General features: G+C 66.9%; 18 protein-coding genes. 10 read left to right on the top strand and 8 right to left on the bottom strand.

What is annotated here, in order from left to right; all coding sequences use genetic code 11:
- The first annotated feature begins 109 nt into the window (after nt 1-109).
- Both MNI96_RS00360 and MNI96_RS00355 read left to right on the top strand, forming a co-directional pair.
- Nucleotides 110-1,054 carry a helix-turn-helix domain-containing protein gene (locus MNI96_RS00360; protein ID WP_249689372.1) on the top strand — a complete coding sequence of 315 codons (945 nt, stop codon included), beginning with the start codon at nt 110-112 and terminating at the stop codon, nt 1,052-1,054.
- A gap of 71 nt (nt 1,055-1,125) precedes the next feature.
- Complete coding sequence (locus MNI96_RS00355; RefSeq protein ID WP_249689371.1) at nt 1,126-1,545, top strand: VOC family protein; 420 nt, start codon at nt 1,126-1,128, stop codon at nt 1,543-1,545.
- A 22-nt stretch (nt 1,546-1,567) separates the two neighbouring features.
- Here the strand turns inward: MNI96_RS00355 and MNI96_RS00350 are convergent, their stop codons facing one another.
- The gene (locus MNI96_RS00350) at nt 1,568-2,071 is read right to left on the bottom strand and encodes a DUF302 domain-containing protein (protein ID WP_249689370.1); all 504 of its coding nucleotides are present in this window, start codon (nt 2,069-2,071) and stop codon (nt 1,568-1,570) included.
- A 25-nt stretch (nt 2,072-2,096) separates the two neighbouring features.
- Nucleotides 2,097-2,591 carry an Lrp/AsnC family transcriptional regulator gene (locus MNI96_RS00345; RefSeq protein ID WP_185926488.1) on the bottom strand — a complete coding sequence of 165 codons (495 nt, stop codon included), beginning with the start codon at nt 2,589-2,591 and terminating at the stop codon, nt 2,097-2,099.
- Between the two features lie 228 nt (nt 2,592-2,819).
- On the opposite strand from MNI96_RS00345, the gene MNI96_RS00340 reads away from it, so the two are divergent.
- Nucleotides 2,820-3,794: a sulfurtransferase gene (locus MNI96_RS00340; protein ID WP_249689369.1), complete on the top strand. Its 975-nt coding sequence runs from the start codon at nt 2,820-2,822 to the stop codon at nt 3,792-3,794.
- A 107-nt stretch (nt 3,795-3,901) separates the two neighbouring features.
- Here MNI96_RS00340 and MNI96_RS00335 read toward each other — a convergent pair whose 3' ends face one another.
- Nucleotides 3,902-4,537, bottom strand: a complete 636-nt coding sequence (locus MNI96_RS00335; RefSeq protein ID WP_249689368.1) for a uracil-DNA glycosylase family protein — start codon at nt 4,535-4,537, stop codon at nt 3,902-3,904.
- Nucleotides 4,538-4,698: 161 nt separating this feature from the next.
- On the opposite strand from MNI96_RS00335, the gene MNI96_RS00330 reads away from it, so the two are divergent.
- Both MNI96_RS00330 and MNI96_RS00325 read left to right on the top strand, forming a co-directional pair.
- On the top strand, nt 4,699-6,267 hold the full coding sequence (locus MNI96_RS00330) for a sensor histidine kinase (protein ID WP_249689367.1): 1,569 nt from the start codon (nt 4,699-4,701) through the stop codon (nt 6,265-6,267).
- Between the two features lie 375 nt (nt 6,268-6,642).
- Entirely contained in the window at nt 6,643-7,128 is a 486-nt protein-coding gene (locus MNI96_RS00325) for a helix-turn-helix domain-containing protein (RefSeq protein WP_249689366.1), read from the top strand.
- A gap of 14 nt (nt 7,129-7,142) precedes the next feature.
- Here the strand turns inward: MNI96_RS00325 and cobT are convergent, their stop codons facing one another.
- Nucleotides 7,143-8,171 carry a nicotinate-nucleotide--dimethylbenzimidazole phosphoribosyltransferase gene (cobT, locus tag MNI96_RS00320; RefSeq protein WP_249689365.1) on the bottom strand — a complete coding sequence of 343 codons (1,029 nt, stop codon included), beginning with the start codon at nt 8,169-8,171 and terminating at the stop codon, nt 7,143-7,145.
- Between the two features lie 107 nt (nt 8,172-8,278).
- Between cobT and cobS the strand changes: the two genes are divergently transcribed.
- The 4 genes from cobS to MNI96_RS00300 all read left to right on the top strand — a co-directional run bounded on the left by cobS (nt 8,279) and on the right by MNI96_RS00300 (nt 11,312).
- On the top strand, nt 8,279-9,106 hold the full coding sequence (cobS, locus tag MNI96_RS00315; RefSeq protein ID WP_249689364.1) for an adenosylcobinamide-GDP ribazoletransferase: 828 nt from the start codon (nt 8,279-8,281) through the stop codon (nt 9,104-9,106).
- Nucleotides 9,107-9,246: 140 nt separating this feature from the next.
- The gene (locus tag MNI96_RS00310; RefSeq protein ID WP_249689363.1) at nt 9,247-10,362 is read left to right on the top strand and encodes an alpha/beta hydrolase; all 1,116 of its coding nucleotides are present in this window, start codon (nt 9,247-9,249) and stop codon (nt 10,360-10,362) included.
- A gap of 51 nt (nt 10,363-10,413) precedes the next feature.
- A complete protein-coding gene (locus MNI96_RS00305; RefSeq protein ID WP_249689362.1) occupies nt 10,414-10,596 on the top strand; it encodes a DUF1289 domain-containing protein in 183 nt (60 codons plus the stop codon).
- Nucleotides 10,596-11,312: a retropepsin-like aspartic protease family protein gene (locus MNI96_RS00300; protein WP_249689361.1), complete on the top strand. Its 717-nt coding sequence runs from the start codon at nt 10,596-10,598 to the stop codon at nt 11,310-11,312. The genes MNI96_RS00305 and MNI96_RS00300 overlap by 1 nt, the downstream gene beginning before the upstream one ends.
- Nucleotides 11,313-11,316: 4 nt before the next feature.
- Here MNI96_RS00300 and MNI96_RS00295 read toward each other — a convergent pair whose 3' ends face one another.
- The gene (locus MNI96_RS00295) at nt 11,317-12,147 is read right to left on the bottom strand and encodes a sulfite exporter TauE/SafE family protein (RefSeq protein WP_249689360.1); all 831 of its coding nucleotides are present in this window, start codon (nt 12,145-12,147) and stop codon (nt 11,317-11,319) included.
- Nucleotides 12,148-12,213: 66 nt separating this feature from the next.
- Nucleotides 12,214-13,254 carry a tRNA dihydrouridine(20/20a) synthase DusA gene (gene dusA, locus MNI96_RS00290; protein ID WP_249689359.1) on the bottom strand — a complete coding sequence of 347 codons (1,041 nt, stop codon included), beginning with the start codon at nt 13,252-13,254 and terminating at the stop codon, nt 12,214-12,216.
- Between the two features lie 176 nt (nt 13,255-13,430).
- Between dusA and MNI96_RS22055 the strand changes: the two genes are divergently transcribed.
- Entirely contained in the window at nt 13,431-13,544 is a 114-nt protein-coding gene (locus MNI96_RS22055; protein ID WP_502960283.1) for a glutathione S-transferase family protein, read from the top strand.
- A gap of 12 nt (nt 13,545-13,556) precedes the next feature.
- Here the strand turns inward: MNI96_RS22055 and MNI96_RS00285 are convergent, their stop codons facing one another.
- A complete protein-coding gene (locus tag MNI96_RS00285) occupies nt 13,557-14,315 on the bottom strand; it encodes an ABC transporter ATP-binding protein (RefSeq protein WP_249689358.1) in 759 nt (252 codons plus the stop codon).
- Nucleotides 14,312-15,319, bottom strand: coding sequence for a FecCD family ABC transporter permease (locus MNI96_RS00280; RefSeq protein ID WP_283776294.1), 1,008 nt, complete (start codon nt 15,317-15,319; stop codon nt 14,312-14,314). Before MNI96_RS00280 ends, MNI96_RS00285 begins: the two co-directional genes overlap by 4 nt.
- Nucleotides 15,320-15,326 lie beyond the last annotated feature (7 nt).

Below are 15,326 nucleotides of genomic sequence, written 5' to 3'. Positions count from 1 at the left end.
CACCGCGCTGCCGGGCCCGGCCGGGGTTGCGCCCGGGCCCGGACTGCTCCACCCTTCCCCCGCGCTCCAGAATGGCACGGACGACAGGAAGTGGGAGCATCTGGAAAACATGAGCAAGCGCACCAGCGCCCGGCGCGATCTCGCCGCTCCGGTGGTTCACGTCGCGTCCGGTAGGGACCTTCCCGATCCGCATACGCCCGGCATGAACGCGCCCGCCGACTGCGGCGTCGTCTTCCTGCACAGGCCTGCCCCGCCATCCTTGCGCCCCTTCTACACCGAACTTGCCACCTATGAGGAAACCGGCGGCTTCACGATCCGCCAGATCGAGACTGCTTCGCTCGCGATCCCCCTCATCATCAGCTTCGGTACGCCTTTCCGCATCCGTCTCGGCCAGACACCGATCGCCGGAGATGAGCAACCGAGCTTCATTGCCGGTCTCGATACCGCGCGCATCTTCATCGCCTCGAGCGGCCGCGCTGCCTGCCTGCAGGTCAATCTGACGCCGGTCGGCGCGCAGCGCCTCCTCGGCATCCCGGCGTCCGAATTCGCCGGACGGATGGTGCCGCTCGCCGATCTTGCCCATCCGCAGATCTCGGAGCTTCGCCGACGCCTGGAGGACACCGACGACTGGAACGCCCGGCTCGACTGCGCGGAAGGCTTCCTCGCCGCCGGCTTCGGCGCGGCGGCCGCAGAGCCCAGCCACCCTCTGGTGGACATCGCCTTCGGTCTCATCGCTTCCGGAGGCGTGCATCGCATCGACGATCTGGCCGCACGGATCGGCTGGAGCCGCAAACACCTTGCCGACCGCTTTTCGCGCGCGTTCGGCCTTTCGCCGAAGACAGTTGCCCGCATCGCCCGCTTCAACCGGGCGCAGGCACTTGCCCGCGCGGCAAAGCGCCCCGACTGGGCGGATATCGCCAGCGCCGGCGGCTATTCGGATCAGGCGCACATGATCCGGGAGTTCGAGGAGTTCGCGGGGCTCTCGCCGCGTGCCTGGTGGTTGAGCCTCGACAAGCTCGGCTCCGCGACCTGGCAGGACCCGCCGGGCAGGTGACATTTGTTCAATCGTCTGCCGGACACGGCGGCTATCTCTGAGCCGTTCCGCAACGAGAACAAAGGTGATCCATGACGATGTCCCCTGCCCCTTGCATCTTTCCGGCCCTTCGCTTCGGCAACGCCCGCCAGATGGTGGAGTGGCTGCAACAGGCCTTCGGCTTCACCGTCCACGCCTGCCATGAGGCGCCTGACGGCACGATCGCCCATGCCGAACTCGCGCTCGGCAGCTCGATTTTGATGCTGGGACAGGCGCGCGACGACGATTTCGCGAAAATCGTCGGCCAGCCGGACGGCCCGGCTGGCAAGACGCTCTACATCGCGGTCGATGACATCGACGCGGCCTTTGCTCGCGCCGAAGCGACAGGCGCCGTCATCGTCGAGCCGCTCGTCACCCGCGACTACGGCAGCCGCGAGTTCATCTGCCGGGATCCGGAGGACAATGTCTGGTGCCTCGGCACCTATTGGCCGAAGGTCGGCGAGAACGCCTGAGGCGAGACCGTCATCGGCCCGCTCACTCGCCTCCGGCTTCCTCGACGATGCCGGCGAGCAGCGCGTTCACTTCGGCGATGGCGGCCCGCGATGCCTCGCTTCCCGTTTCGGGGAGCGGACGGTAGCCGACGGAGACCTTTCCGGTCGCATCCGGCGTCTCGTAAAGGAACACCGAATAGGGACAGAAGGCGAGGTTTTCCGCCGCCGCCTCCATTGCCGCGCGCGACAGCCGGGCGGAGCAGAACAGCAGCGCTTCCGCGTTTACGAAGACCTGCGTCTGCGACCCGACGTCGGCGGCCGTGCGGGTCAGCATATCGCCGACATTGGAGACATGGTCGATGACGAGGCCGCGATTGATGATCGCGTTCTCCAGGTCGAAGCGCACGTCCTCGTAAGACCGCTCCACCTGGCGGATCTTCGGCCCGTCGGCGGCCATCGCCGGGGCGGCGGACACGGCGCATGCCATCAGGCCAGCAACCGCAAGCCGTCGCCAGGTCTGGCCCTGCCGCCGCGAATGCTCTTCCATGTCTCGCCTCCCTCTCTGGCGCACCCTACTGGTCGTCGCGTTCGGCGCGCGGCTTCTCCGTCTGGACATAGCCGAGCGGCAGCTGGCTTGTCGACTTGATCTGCTCCATGGCGAAGGAGGTGGAGACGTCGGAGATGTCGATCTTGGCGATCAGTCGCTTGTAGAACGCATCATAGGCCTCGATATCCGGCACCGCGACCCGCAACAGGTAATCGACCTGCCCGGCCATCCGGTAGAACTCGATCACCTCGGGGAACTCGGAGATCACGTCGGCGAACTTGCGCAGCCAGTCGTCGTTGTGCCGCGAGGTGGTGATCGCCACGAAAGCGGTGACCTTCACGTTGATCTTCTTTGGATCGAGGATCGCCACCCGGCGCTGGATGACCCCATCCTCCTCCAACTTCTGGATGCGACGCCAGCAAGGTGTTGTGGAAAGTCCGACCCGGCGGCCGATTTCGGCGACCGGAATGGTGCAATCCTCCTGGAGGATCGAAAGGATGCGTCTGTCGATGCGGTCGATCATGGGTTCCTGGCTCGGCGGCTCGAGAGGTATCCGGATTCATTTTCCAATGAACCACATTCAGGCAACTCTCTTTTTCTTCTGCTGGTTGGATAATGGAGAATATTAGATTTTTCTTCCAATTTCCGTCTCGATTTCGCTTGCCGCGTTTTGTCTCCGGTGTCAACTCCTCTCTTGAAAAAGCGTCTGCAAAGCTCGCAGGCGGCCATCCTTTCCGGAGGCAGACAGATGTTTGCGTTCTCTCGTCTTGCGGCGACCCTTCTGGTGGTCGCCACATCCTTCGCCGCGCCAGCCGCCGTTGCTGCGCCCGACGTGACGCCGCTGGTCAGCCCGCAATGGCTCGCCGACAATCTCGAGCGCGACGATGTCGTCGTCATCGACATCCGCTCGCCCTTCGCCGGCTCCGGCAAGGACGACTATCTCAAGGGCCATGTGCCCGGCGCAGTGTGGAGCGAGTATCCCGGTTACTGGCGCACGGACCGCGGCGACCTGGTGGGCATCCTTCCGTCCGTCGAGAAGCTCGAGGCGGCCCTGTCGGAGCTCGGCCTGTCGGAAGACAAGGCGCTGGTGATCGTGCCGGCCGGCGGCAACAGCTCGGAATTTTCCGCCGCAGCGCGCGTCTACTGGACCGTGAAGTATCTCGGCCACGACGCGGTCGCTATCCTCGACGGCGGTCACAAGGCCTGGGTCGCGGCTGGTCACCCGGTCGAGACCGGCAATGTAACGCCCGTCGGCGACATGTTCATCGCCGAGCCGCGCGCCGATTATCTCGCGCAGACCTCCGATGTCGCGAAGCGCCTTGAGACCTCCGCAGTGTTGATCGACGGCCGTCCGGCCGACCAGTTCGCAGGACTGGACAAGCACTCCAAGGCGACGCGCTTCGGCCGGATCCCCGAATCTGTCAGCCTCGACCAGGCCGTCTTCTACGACGATGCGAAGGGCCAGCTGAAACCGCAGGCCGAGATCTCGGCCCTGGTGCCGGCAACGCTGGGCGACAAGTCGGTGGAAATCGTCTCCTATTGCAACACCGGCCACTGGGCCGCGACGAATTGGTTCGTGCTGCACGAACTGCTCGGCTACCGCAACGTGTCGCTCTACGACGACAGCATGGTCGGCTGGTCGCAGGACGAGTCCCTGCCGATGACCTCCGACCGCACGGTCATCGACGAGGTCCGCACCTTTCTGAGCGACCTGTTCGGCTGATCGGCCGCACGCTTCCCCTCTGGGATACTCCCCGGGGCCTTGCGCCCCGCACCTTCAGCCGGCGTTCGGGCCTCGTCCCGGGCGCCGGCCTTTTTTGAGCCCCCACCTCAGTCCAGAAGACGCGCCACCTCCCTCCGCACCACCGGCAGGCACTCCTCCTCGAACCAGGCATTACGCTTCAACCAGGCATTGTTGCGCCACGAAGGATGCGGAAGCGGGACGGCAGCGACGCCCTCGGCCCGCGTTTCCTCCAGGATCTCCCGCCAGGCAGCGACCGTCTCGCGCACGGAACCGCGGCGATGGTCGCCGAGGTGATAGGCCTGCGCATAAGCGCCGATGACGAGCTTCAGCCGCAACTGCGGCATGGCGGCAAAGACGTGGTCGTGCCAGAGCCGGCGGCACTCGCGGCGCGGTGGCAGATCGCTGCCCTTGTCGTCGAGCCCGGGAAAGCAGAATCCCATCGGCACAATGGCGAGTTTCGCAGGATCGTAGAAGACATCCTCGCCGATCCCCATCCACTCGCGCAGCCGGTCCCCACTCGGATCGGTGAACGGACGGCCGCTGGCGTGAACGCGCGTTCCTGGTGCCTGACCGCAAACCGCGATGCGGGCCGTCGACGACATCACGCAGACAGGTCGCGGCTCGTGCGGCAGCGGCCGTCCCGCCGGAGCCGTGACGCAGGCCCTGCAGGTGCCGATCTCGCGCGCAAGCACAGCAAGCTCCGGTCCACTTTTCGTTGTCATGCATTCTCCTTGCCCGCCGCCGGCATGTCCCGACGCCGTCCATGTAAGGTCGTGACGTTTGGTTAACCACGTCCTTGAGGCGGATATTAAGGGTTGGTCACCACACTGGACCTGTTTCGATCCAACCGGGCAAGATCCCGGCAACCAGGTGCCCGAGCTACATGTCCGCGCAGGAAACCACCAGCAGCGAGGCGAAAACGGCCCTCAACAGCGAGCGCGCCCGGCGACGGCGCGACGTGGCGAAGACCGTGCGCAATGTGCGCGAGCGGCTGTCGACGGGCGACGGCTCTACGCCGAACTTCGAATACGAACTGCTGCTGACCTTCGCCAAGAATCGCCTGAGTGCGGCGCTCGCGCTGCCGCTCTTCGCTCTGATCGTCGGCAGCATCTCGCTGCTGTGGATGCGGGTCGACATCGTCGTCGGCTGGCTCGTCTTCACGCTCATCGCGCACACGCTGCTGCTGATGGCCTGCCGCCGCTTCGAGCGCGAAACTCCGGCCGAGGCGGACCTGCCGCGCTGGCGCCGTCAGATGATCATCGGCGACATGCTATACGGCCTGTCCTGGGCCGGGTTCTTCCTGCTGCAGTCGACCGCGCCCGGTCATGACGGCTCGGAAATCTTCCAGTTCGCGACGATGCTGATCGTCATCGCCATGCTGACCATGCTGTCGGCCAGCCTGCCCCGTGCCCTGCTCGCCGGCACGCTGCCGATCACGCTAGCGATCGTCGCGTCCTTCCTCAACCAGCAAACGGCAATCCACTACGCGATGATGGCCATGGCCATCGGCGCGCAGGGCTTCTTCCTGATGCTGGGCAACCAGTTGCATGTCTCCACGGTTACGATGCTAGCCTTCCGCGCGGAAAAAGATCACCTCATCTCCGAGCTGGAGCAGGCAAATGCCATCTCCGACGAGGCGCGCCGACGTGCCGAGGAAGCCAACCTCGCCAAATCGCGCTTCCTGGCGACCATGAGCCACGAGCTGCGCACGCCGCTCAACGCCATTCTGGGCTTCTCCGAGGTCATGAAGAACCAGCTTCTCGGCCCGATGCAGAACGATACCTATCGCGAATATTCGGCCGACATCCACAATTCCGGCCAGCACCTTCTGAACCTGATCAACGAGATCCTCGACCTGTCGCGCATCGAGGCGGGCCGCTACGAGTTGACCGAGGAAGCCGTGCCGTTGGCCGAGCTTCTCGACGACTGCAAGCACATGATGGCGATCCGCGCACGCAAGAAGAGCATCACCATCACGGAAACCTACGAGGTCGATCTGCCGAAGCTGTGGGTCGACGAGCGGGCCGTGCGCCAGGTCATACTCAACCTGATGTCGAACGCGGTGAAGTTCACCCCTTCGGGCGGCGAGGTGCACATCAAGGCCGGCTGGACCGCGGGCGGCGGCCAGTACATCTCCATCCGCGACAACGGCCCGGGCATTCCGGACGACGAGATTCCCATCGTCATGCAGGCCTTCGGCCAGGGCGCCATCGCCATCAAGAGCGCGGAGGAAGGCACCGGCCTCGGCCTGTCCATCGTCCAGGCGCTGGTGCAGATGCATGGCGGCAAGTTCGAGCTGCGCTCCAAGCTGCGGGAAGGCACCGAGGTGATCGTCACCTTCCCGGCCTCGCGCGTGCTGGAAGCCATGCCGGCGCTGGAAGAGACCGCAAGCGCGGGCATCAACCCGCGCCGCAGCGCCGCCCGGCGGATGATCGTGCGCAAGGCGTCCTGAGGCGGCAGCACGCGCTGCCGCCGTCCGTCCGGAGCCTTTCGTTCTATTCGGCGCCTGTCCGGGACAGCCCGAAAAAGTCGGCCACAATGCCGACGATCTCCTCATGCGCCCTCCCTCGGTCCGTGCCTTGCGGATCGTCGCAGATCGGATCGTCCTGCCACTTTCGCAGCAGTTCCGCCCGCCCTCCTTGCACAGGCCGAGAAAGCTGAAGTGCCACGCCGGCACGACTGCGACTGGCGCGCGCCGGGCACGCGGGCAGCAAGACCGTTGCCGTTCGGCCCGACATCCACTCACGGCCAGCGGTGCTCATCGCCCAGATTGACGAAAAGGACCGGCGTCCGGACACCGGCAAGGCTTTCCTCTACTGCGGCGTGCGTGAACCCCACCTCATCGCTGGCGCTTCTGGCCGTGGGCCTGCTCGGCCTCGTCGCCGCGCGCCCCGGATCGGTGGGAGAGGACGAAGGGCCCGATAGCGACGAGGCAGTCCCCGGGGAGACCGGAGCCGAGAGCGGGGCGGACATCGAGGCCGACAAGGAGTTGATGGCGCGCCTCGACGCACTGCTCGACCAGGGCGGTGCTTGCCTCGATCCGGATCTGACGCTCGCCCGCCTTGCCCGGCGCCTGCACGTTCCAGTGAAACAGCTCTCGGTGGCGATCAACCGCACGCAAGGCGAGAACGTGTCACGCCATGTCAACGGCTACCGCATCCGCCACGCCTGCAAGCTGCTCGTGGAAGGCCACGGCGTAACCGCGGCGATGCTGGCCAGCGGCTTCAACACCAAGTCCAACTTCAACCGCGAATTCCTGCGCGTGACCGGCGAGACGCCGAGCGCCTATCGGGCGCGGGTTTCTGCCGGCTGAGACGGAAGCGGGAGTCAGTTATCGCCCTTCCCCGACACACCGGCATCGGCAAACGTCGCCATGCCGTCATGCACCTGCGCGGCCGCACGCACGATACCGGCGGCAAGCGCCGCGCCCGTTCCCTCGCCGAGGCGCATGCCCAGATCGAGCAACGGCTCCTTGCCGAGCTTTTCCAGCGCCATGCGATGCGCCGGCTCGGCGGACAGATGCGCGAAGAGGCAATGATCGAGCGCGCGCGGATCCATCGCATGCAGCACGGCGACGGCGGCGGTCGCGACGAAACCGTCGACGATCACCGGCGTGCGCTGCAGGCGCGCGGCCAGCACCGCACCGGCCATGGCGGCAAGCTCGCGCCCACCGACGCGGCGCAGCACCTCGAGCGGATCGCTCGTCCCCTCGATCCGAGCGACGGCCTGCTCGACGGCGGCACGCTTGCGCGCCATGCCCTCGGCGTCGACGCCGGTGCCCGGCCCCACCCAGTCGCCCGGCGCACCGCCGAACAGGCCGGCCAGCAGCGCGGAGGCAACGGTGGTGTTGGCGATGCCCATCTCGCCGATGCACAGCAGGTCGGTTCCGCCGGCGACCGCCTCCATGCCGAATGCCATGGTCGCGGCGCAGTTGGCCTCGTCGAAGGCGTCTTCCTCCGTGATGTCCGGCGTCGGCATGTCCAGCGCCAGATCGAAGATCTTCAAGCCGAGATCGTGGGCGATGCAGATCTGGTTGATCGCCGCGCCGCCGGCTGCGAAATTCTCCACCATCTGCCGGGTGACGCTGGCGGGAAACGCCGAGACGCCCTTGTCGGCAACGCCATGATTCGCCGCAAAGATCGCGACGACCGGGCGGCTGACCTTGGGCCGGCCGCGGCCGCTCCAGCCTGCCAGCCATTCGGCGAGGTCTTCCAGCTTGCCGAGCGAACCGGCAGGCTTGGTCAGTTGCGCGTCGCGGGCGCGCACTTCCGCCACCGCATCCTCGTCGGGTCCGGGCATCTGGCGGACCAGGTTGCGAATGTCGTCGAAGGGAAGCGCGGACGGCGAAAGGGACATGGGCTGGAGACTCCGGCTGGCATCGGCAGTCCGCACGATCTTGGCGGCGGGCGGGGGTCGATCTATAAACCGGCGGGCGCAGGCTCGCAAAGTCGGATGAGTGAAAAATGAAGCCTGAGGCCGAAATCCCCCATGACAGGATCGCTGACCCGGTGTTGCGCTCGGCTGCCGACCTTGCGGCCTGCCTGCGTTTCTTCTCGCGCGTGCCCTTCCCGGCGGTGAACCGGCTCGACGATCTATCGCAGCTTCCCGCCTTCTCCCGCGCTGCCTGGCTGGTGCCCGTCGCCGGCGCCCTGCTCGCCCTGCCGCCGGCCCTGCTGCTGACCCTCCTCGGCCTCACGGACCTGCCGCCGCTTGCCGCATCGCTCCTTGCCGTCGCCTTCGCGATGACGCTCACCGGCGCGCTGCACGAAGACGGGCTCGCCGATGTCGCCGACGGGTTTTTCGGCGCCAGCCGGCGCGAGCGACGGCTGGAGATCATGAAGGACAGCCGCATCGGCGCTTTCGGCACGCTGGCGCTTGTCGTCTGCGTCGGATTGCGGGCCGTGCTGCTCGCAGCGCTCATGGAGCGTGTCGGCGCGCTTTCGGCAGCTCTCCTGCTGATCCTGGCCGAAGCCGTCTCGCGCGCGGCCATGGTCGGCGTGTGGACGGCGCTCGCCCCTACCCGGCCCGACGGGCTGGCGGCGGCCAGCGGCCAGCCCTCGTCTCGCGCGGCGACGGCGGCCGTGCTGCTCGGCCTTGCCGCAGCGCTTGCCGGCCTCGCCCTGCTTCCCGCCCTGACGGTCTTCGCCGCGCTGCTCCTTGCCGCTACGGCAGCTACCGGCACCGCCCTGTTGGCACGGGCACGCATCGGCGGGCACACGGGCGATGTGCTCGGCGCGACACAGCAGCTAACCCTTATCGGTCTGCTTCTCGGCTTCTGCCTTGCGCGATGACTGCATCCCGGCGCATTTGCTGGTAGAGAAGACTATAGGCTTTCGGCAGGCGCTGCCGGCCGGTTTCAAGTGAGGTCCGCAGCGTGCCGAGTTCCGCTTCCCGTTACGGCAGAAACGCCTCCGCCCGACCGGCGGCTGTGGTGATCCTTGTCGCCGCGCTGATCCTTGCCGCCTGCGCCGGGCGCCCCGGCCCGGGCAGCCTGATCGAGACAGACGCGACCGCACCCGGCGCAAGGACGCATGAGATCCTGATCGCCACCACCCGCAAGCGCGACACCACCCGCGGCAGCCTGTTCAGCGGCGAGCGCGGCGGCGGGCTCGACCATGCGGTCGCCACCGTTTCCGTCCCGCCCGACCACAAGCCGGGGGCGATCGAGTGGCCGTCCATTCCGCCTGGCGACCCGACCAAGGACTTCACCCTGCGCTCGGCCGCCTATCTCGACGACAAGGGATTCAGCGCCGAGTTGGAGCGCCAGCTGGCGAAACGACCGAGGGGCAAGCGCGAAGTCTTCCTCTTCGTCCACGGCTACAACACGCGCTTTCCCGAAGCGCTCTACAGGATGACGCAGCTGAAGCACGACAGCAACATGCCGAGCGTGGCCGTGCTGTTCACCTGGGCCTCCAGCGGCGACGTCACCGGCTATCTCTACGACACCAACAGCGCCACCATCGCTAGAGACTCGCTGGAGCGGACCCTGCGCGCCCTCACCTCCTCGAGTGCAGATAGGGTCAACATACTGGCCCACTCGATGGGCAACTGGGTGCTGACGGAGACGATCCGCCAGATCCGCATCTCCGGAAAGCCGCTGCCGGCCCGCAAGATCGGCCTGATCGCGATGGCCGCGCCGGATGTCGACGTCGATGTGTTCAAGGCGCAGCTGCGGAGCAGCGGCAGACCGGAACGACCTTACGTCATCCTCGTTTCCCGTGATGACCGGGCCTTGCGGGCCTCCAGCCTGCTCGCCGGCGGCGAGCGACTCGGCGCCTATGGCGACGAGGAGGAGCTGGCAAAGCTCGGTGCTGTGGTCGTAGACCTTACTGCCGTGAAGGGAGACGATGCCGCAAACCACGGCAAGTTCGCCCAGCTCGCCCAGGTCGCGCCCGAACTCAACCAGGCGCTTCAGTCGCTGGAGCTACGGCAGCAATCCGGGCCGACTGAGACGACCCTGGATGTGGTCGGCAACACGGCCAAGGCGGCGGTCACCTTCCCGCTTAAGATCCTCACCGCGCCGATCACGATCTTGTCCAGGCGATGAAATCTCCCACATGGGTTGGATGACACCGCAACGACAGGACCAGCGAGAGACATGACTGGCAGCGACAGCCCCTGCATCCGCCTTTGCCGGGTCGATCCGGCAACCGGCCTTTGCGTCGGCTGCTGGCGGACGCTCGACGAGATTGCCGGCTGGGCGAGCTTTTCGGACGATCAGCGGCGCGCGATCAACGCCTCGCTTTCAGATCGGATCACCTCGACGGCGGAGGCAAGCTGATGTTTCGCGGCAAGACTGCAGGCCTCGTCATCCTCGCGCTCCTGGCCGCCGTGATCGTGACGGCCCTCGTCGCGTATTTGTTCGGCTTCCAGATGCCGGGCGACGACGGCGGCTATTCCGAAACCGGTCCCCGCATCGTCGCGCTGCTGGCCTTGCTCGTGGTGATCGGCGGCTCGATGGCCGCCTCTCCGCGCCAGGTGCCGGCGCTGCTGCGCAGCCTACTCATCTGGGGAGCTCTCGGTGCGCTGCTGGTCACCGGCTATGCTTGGCGGGACGAGCTGGAGGTCATCGCCCGCCGCGTGGTCGGAACGCTGGTTCCCGGCATGGCGCTCACCGATCCGCAGACCGGCACCATCACGATCATCCGCGACGGTTCCAGCCACTACCGCATCGCCGCGCAGGTCAACGGCACCGATGTCGACTTCCTGTTCGACACGGGCGCCTCGGCCGTGACGCTCACGGATGCCGATGCGCGCGCCGCCGGCCTCGATCCCTCCGTGCTGTCTTACACGGTTCCGGTATCGACGGCGAACGGGCGCACCGAGGTCGCCACCGTACGGCTGGACCGGTTGCAGATCGGCGAGCTCGCGCTTGCGGACCTGCGCGCCTTCGTCGCCCGGCCGGGCGCGCTGGAAACGAGCCTGCTCGGCATGTCGGCGATGGACCGGCTCAAGAGCTGGCGTGTCGAGGGCAACAGGCTGATCCTGGAGCCGTGAGGCGTCAGCCCCACAGGCTCCAGGCGAAGCGGACGGCCACCGACAGCAGGAACAGGCCGAAGAAGACCTCGAGATAACGGCGCGGCAGCGCGTGGGCGATTTTCACGCCGAACGGCGCGGCAAAGGTGGTGATCGGGATGATCAGCGCCACACCGAGAATGTTGACATAGCCGAGCGAAAACGCCGGCAGGTCCGCCGCGCCCCAGCCTGCCCACATCATGCCGATGACGCCGGGAATCGAGATCAGCACGCCGGTGCCGGAGGAGGTCGCCACCGCCTGATGGATCGGCCGGCCAAACAGGGTCATGAAGGTGTTGTTCATGACGCCGCCGCCGATGCCCATCAACGTGGAGAAAAAACCGATCAACACGCCGCAGATCGCCCTGACTGGATTGCCTGGGATGTCGTTGCCGATCTTCCAGCTCTCACGGTTGAACAGCATGCGCAGGCCGACGATCACTGCGATGCCGGCGAAGATGCCCTTGAGGCCGTCGCCGGAGACATAGGCCGCGACCAGGCTAGCGACGACCGCACCGGCCGGCACGGGGATGATCCAGCTCTTCAGCAGCTCAAGATCGGCCGCACCGCGCTTCTTGTGCGCCATGAAGGAGCGGATGGACGTCGGCACGATGATGCCGAGCGAGGTCGCCACCGAGATGTGCATGCGGACGGACTCGTCGACGCCGAGCCAAGTGAGAAACTGGTAGAGCACCGGCACCAGCACCGCCCCGCCGCCGATGCCGAAGACGCCGGCAAGCAGGCCGGCGACGGCGCCCGACGCAACAAGGGCAAGCACGAGGCCGATGACCTCGCCGTTGATCGACGACAAATCCATGAAAGCCCCCACTGGATGCGGCGCGGGAAGGAAGCGGGGACAAGCGGGCCGGACTCAGACGGTCGCCTACCCCGTGGCTTCTAACTGACCCAAGGCGGCCGCTTTGTCCAGTCCGGCACCGGAAATCTCGGCAAGGGCAGCATCCAGCACCTCGATGCCGGCCCCCGGTTTCACCGCGTCCACCGTGAGGCGGCGGCGCCAGGAGCGCGCGCCCGGCACCCCGTGATAGAGGCCGAGCATGTGGCGAAGCATCTGGTTCGCCCGGCCGCCCTCTTCGAGCCGCGCCAGGATATACGGGCGGAAGGCCTCGACCGCGTCCTCGCGCGTCGCGGCGGGGTTTTCCGCCCTATGCAGGCGGCGGTCGACATCGGCCAGCAGCCAGGGATCATGATAGGCCGCACGACCCAGCATCACCCCGTCGACCCGCTCAAGATGCACTTCCGCCTCGTCGAGGTCGGGGATGCCGCCGTTGATGCCGATGTAAAGGTCCGGCAGGCGCTGCTTCAGCCGGTAGACGCGGTCGTAGTCGAGCGGCGGAATATCGCGGTTTTCCTTAGGCGACAGGCCTTTCAGCCAGGCCTTGCGGGCATGCACCCACAGCGCGTCGACGCCTGCCGCGACCACGGCGTCGGCCAGCCGGTCGAGCGCCTCTTCCGGGTCCTGGTCGTCGACGCCGATGCGGCACTTGACGGTGACCGGGATCGAGACGACGCCCCGCATCGCGGCAACGCTTTCGGCGACAAGCTCCGGCTCGCGCATCAGGCAGGCGCCGAACCGGCCGGACTGTACCCGGTCGGACGGGCAGCCGACATTAAGGTTGACCTCGTCATAGCCAAACTCCTCGACGACGCGGGCGGCCTCGGCCAGTTCGCGCGGGTCCGAGCCGCCGAGTTGGCAGGCGACAGGATGTTCCATGGCGTCGAAGCCAAGGAGTTTTTCCCGGTCGCCATGAATGACGGCGGCGCTCGCCACCATCTCGGTATAGAGAAGCGCATGGGAGCTCAGATGGCGGTGGAACGCCCGGCAATTGCGATCGGTCCATTCCATCATCGGCGCCACGGCCAGTTTCGGCCGGTTGGCTGCGGTGTAGAGGCGCGGTGTCGTCATGGGCGGCTAGATAGCACCGGCAGCGCGATTTTCCTAGGCTCCACCTCTGCTTCAGGCCTTCCGAAACCAGCCTGCTGTTCCTAGATGGACAGTCTTCCCTGGTCGCTCGCCAGATTCGTCGGCGACACGTCCGCCACCCGGGCCTCAAGACGCTGGATCGATTCCTGGAGATCCGCGTGAAGCACACGGAGAGAGTGGTTGCCGCGCGTGAACGGCTCGCAGCCGGGCGCTTCACCATCGCCGACCTGCTGATGGCAGACGTATTGACGTATTCCGCCTCCGCCGACTGAGCGCCAGCCAATCTATTTGCGGTATAGGATCCTGAGGATGTCGTCGTCCGAGCGCAGGAAGTCGCAGTCGACGCGAAACACATCGCGCAGGAGGTCCGGGTTAAGCACCTCGGCCGGCGCCCCGCTCGCCACGACCTGTCCCCGGTGCAGCACCAGCAGCCGGTCGCAGAACATCGCGGCGTGGTTGAGATCGTGCAGCGCGACGATGGTCGTCAGCCCGAGCTGCGAGACGAGGCGCAGCAACTCCAATTGGTGCTGGATGTCGAGATGGTTGGTCGGCTCGTCGAGAAACAGCTCGCGCGGCTGCTGGGCCAGAGCGCGGGCGATGTGGACGCGCTGGCGCTCGCCGCCCGACAGGCTGTGCCAAGACTGACGGCGGAATCCGGTCATGCCGACCTGCTCCAGGGCGGTGTCGACGGCCCGGGTGTCGGCCGGCCGCCAGGCCGCGAGCGGACCGCGATGCGGCGTGCGGCCGAGCCGCACCACGTCCTCCACCGTTACGTTCACATCAGTCGCGGCATGCTGCTGGACCAGCGCCACGCGCCGCGCCAGCTCCCGACGGCCGCTCCGAGCGATATCCGTGCCGTCGAGCAGCACACGGCCCGAAGCCGGGCGTCGCAGGCCAGCCAGCAGGCGCAGCAGCGACGACTTGCCCGAGCCGTTCGGCCCAAGCAGCCCGAGCACCCTGCCCGGCTCGACGTCGAACGACACGTCGTCGACAATGGTCTTGCCCCCGACGCGCCACACGAGATTTTCGGCGCGAACGCTCATGTTGCGGGCCTCGCGCGGTAAAGTATCAACGCAAAACACGGCACGCCCACCAACGCCGTGACGATGCCGATCGGCAGTGTCTGCTGCTGCATGACGCTGCGCGAGACGATGTCGGCGAGCACCATGAACACGGCTCCGACCAGCAGGCAGGCGGGCAGCAACCGCATGTGTCCGGGCCCGATGAGGAAGCGCACCGCGTGCGGAACCACCAGGCCGACGAAGCCGATGGATCCGACCATGCTGACGATGGTCGCCGTCATCACTGCGGTAACGGCGAAGAGGACAAGTCTGACGCGCTCCACGGATATCCCCATGGAAGCGGCGGCGTCATCGCCGAAAGTGAAGGCATCGAGCGCCCGTGCATACCAGATGCACACGCCGAGGCCGATCGCGACCACCACGGCCAGCAACTGGAACTCGGGCCAGCGCACGCCGCCGAGGCTGCCGAGCAGCCAGAACATCACGTCGCGCGCCTGCTGGGCATTGCCCGAGGTGGTGACGATATAGGCGGTGAGCGCGTTGAAAAGCTGGGCGGCCGCGACGCCGGACAGGATGGTGCGGTCGGCCCCGCCCCGCCCGCCGCCGGAGAGGACCGCCACGAAGACGAAGGCCGCCAGCGCCCCGGCGAATGCGCCCATCGAGAGCGAGATCGCCCCGGCGCCGACGCCGAGGATAATCACCGCGACGGCCCCCGTGGAGGCGCCTGCCGAGATGCCGAGCACATAGGGCTCGGCCAGGGCATTGCGCAGCAGCGACTGGAGGATAGCGCCGCACATGGCCAGGCCGGCGCCGCACAGGGCGGCGACGAGCGCACGGCTGAGCCGCAGGTCCCAGATGACGCTGGCCTGGATCCGGCTGATGTCGGCGGAGGTCCAGCCGAACTGGTTGGTCACGGCGAGCGCCACGGTGCGCAGCGGGATGTGCATCTCGCCTATCCCCACCGCCGTGGCGATCGCCAGCACCAGGACGGCCAGCGATCCGACCACCAATGCGGCGAACTGCAGGCTCGCC

Source organism: Stappia sp. WLB 29, assembly GCF_023507705.1.
Classification (GTDB): Bacteria; Pseudomonadota; Alphaproteobacteria; order Rhizobiales; family Stappiaceae; genus Stappia.
Note: the sequence above shows the minus strand (reverse complement) of the source record. Positions and strands in the feature narration are given on the sequence as shown.

Coding starts and splice junctions, on each gene's coding strand:
- MNI96_RS00360 (WP_249689372.1), top strand. CDS start 110: ATGAGCAAGCGCACCAGCGCCCGGCGCGATCTCGCCGCTCCGGTGGTT.
- MNI96_RS00300 (WP_249689361.1), top strand. CDS start 10,596: ATGTTTCGCGGCAAGACTGCAGGCCTCGTCATCCTCGCGCTCCTGGCC.
- MNI96_RS00305 (WP_249689362.1), top strand. CDS start 10,414: ATGACTGGCAGCGACAGCCCCTGCATCCGCCTTTGCCGGGTCGATCCG.
- MNI96_RS00340 (WP_249689369.1), top strand. CDS start 2,820: ATGTTTGCGTTCTCTCGTCTTGCGGCGACCCTTCTGGTGGTCGCCACA.
- MNI96_RS00295 (WP_249689360.1), bottom strand. CDS start 12,147: ATGGATTTGTCGTCGATCAACGGCGAGGTCATCGGCCTCGTGCTTGCC.
- cobT (WP_249689365.1), bottom strand. CDS start 8,171: ATGTCCCTTTCGCCGTCCGCGCTTCCCTTCGACGACATTCGCAACCTG.
- MNI96_RS00355 (WP_249689371.1), top strand. CDS start 1,126: ATGACGATGTCCCCTGCCCCTTGCATCTTTCCGGCCCTTCGCTTCGGC.
- dusA (WP_249689359.1), bottom strand. CDS start 13,254: ATGACGACACCGCGCCTCTACACCGCAGCCAACCGGCCGAAACTGGCC.
- cobS (WP_249689364.1), top strand. CDS start 8,279: ATGAAGCCTGAGGCCGAAATCCCCCATGACAGGATCGCTGACCCGGTG.
- MNI96_RS00330 (WP_249689367.1), top strand. CDS start 4,699: ATGTCCGCGCAGGAAACCACCAGCAGCGAGGCGAAAACGGCCCTCAAC.
- MNI96_RS00335 (WP_249689368.1), bottom strand. CDS start 4,537: ATGACAACGAAAAGTGGACCGGAGCTTGCTGTGCTTGCGCGCGAGATC.
- MNI96_RS00285 (WP_249689358.1), bottom strand. CDS start 14,315: ATGAGCGTTCGCGCCGAAAATCTCGTGTGGCGCGTCGGGGGCAAGACC.
- MNI96_RS00350 (WP_249689370.1), bottom strand. CDS start 2,071: ATGGAAGAGCATTCGCGGCGGCAGGGCCAGACCTGGCGACGGCTTGCG.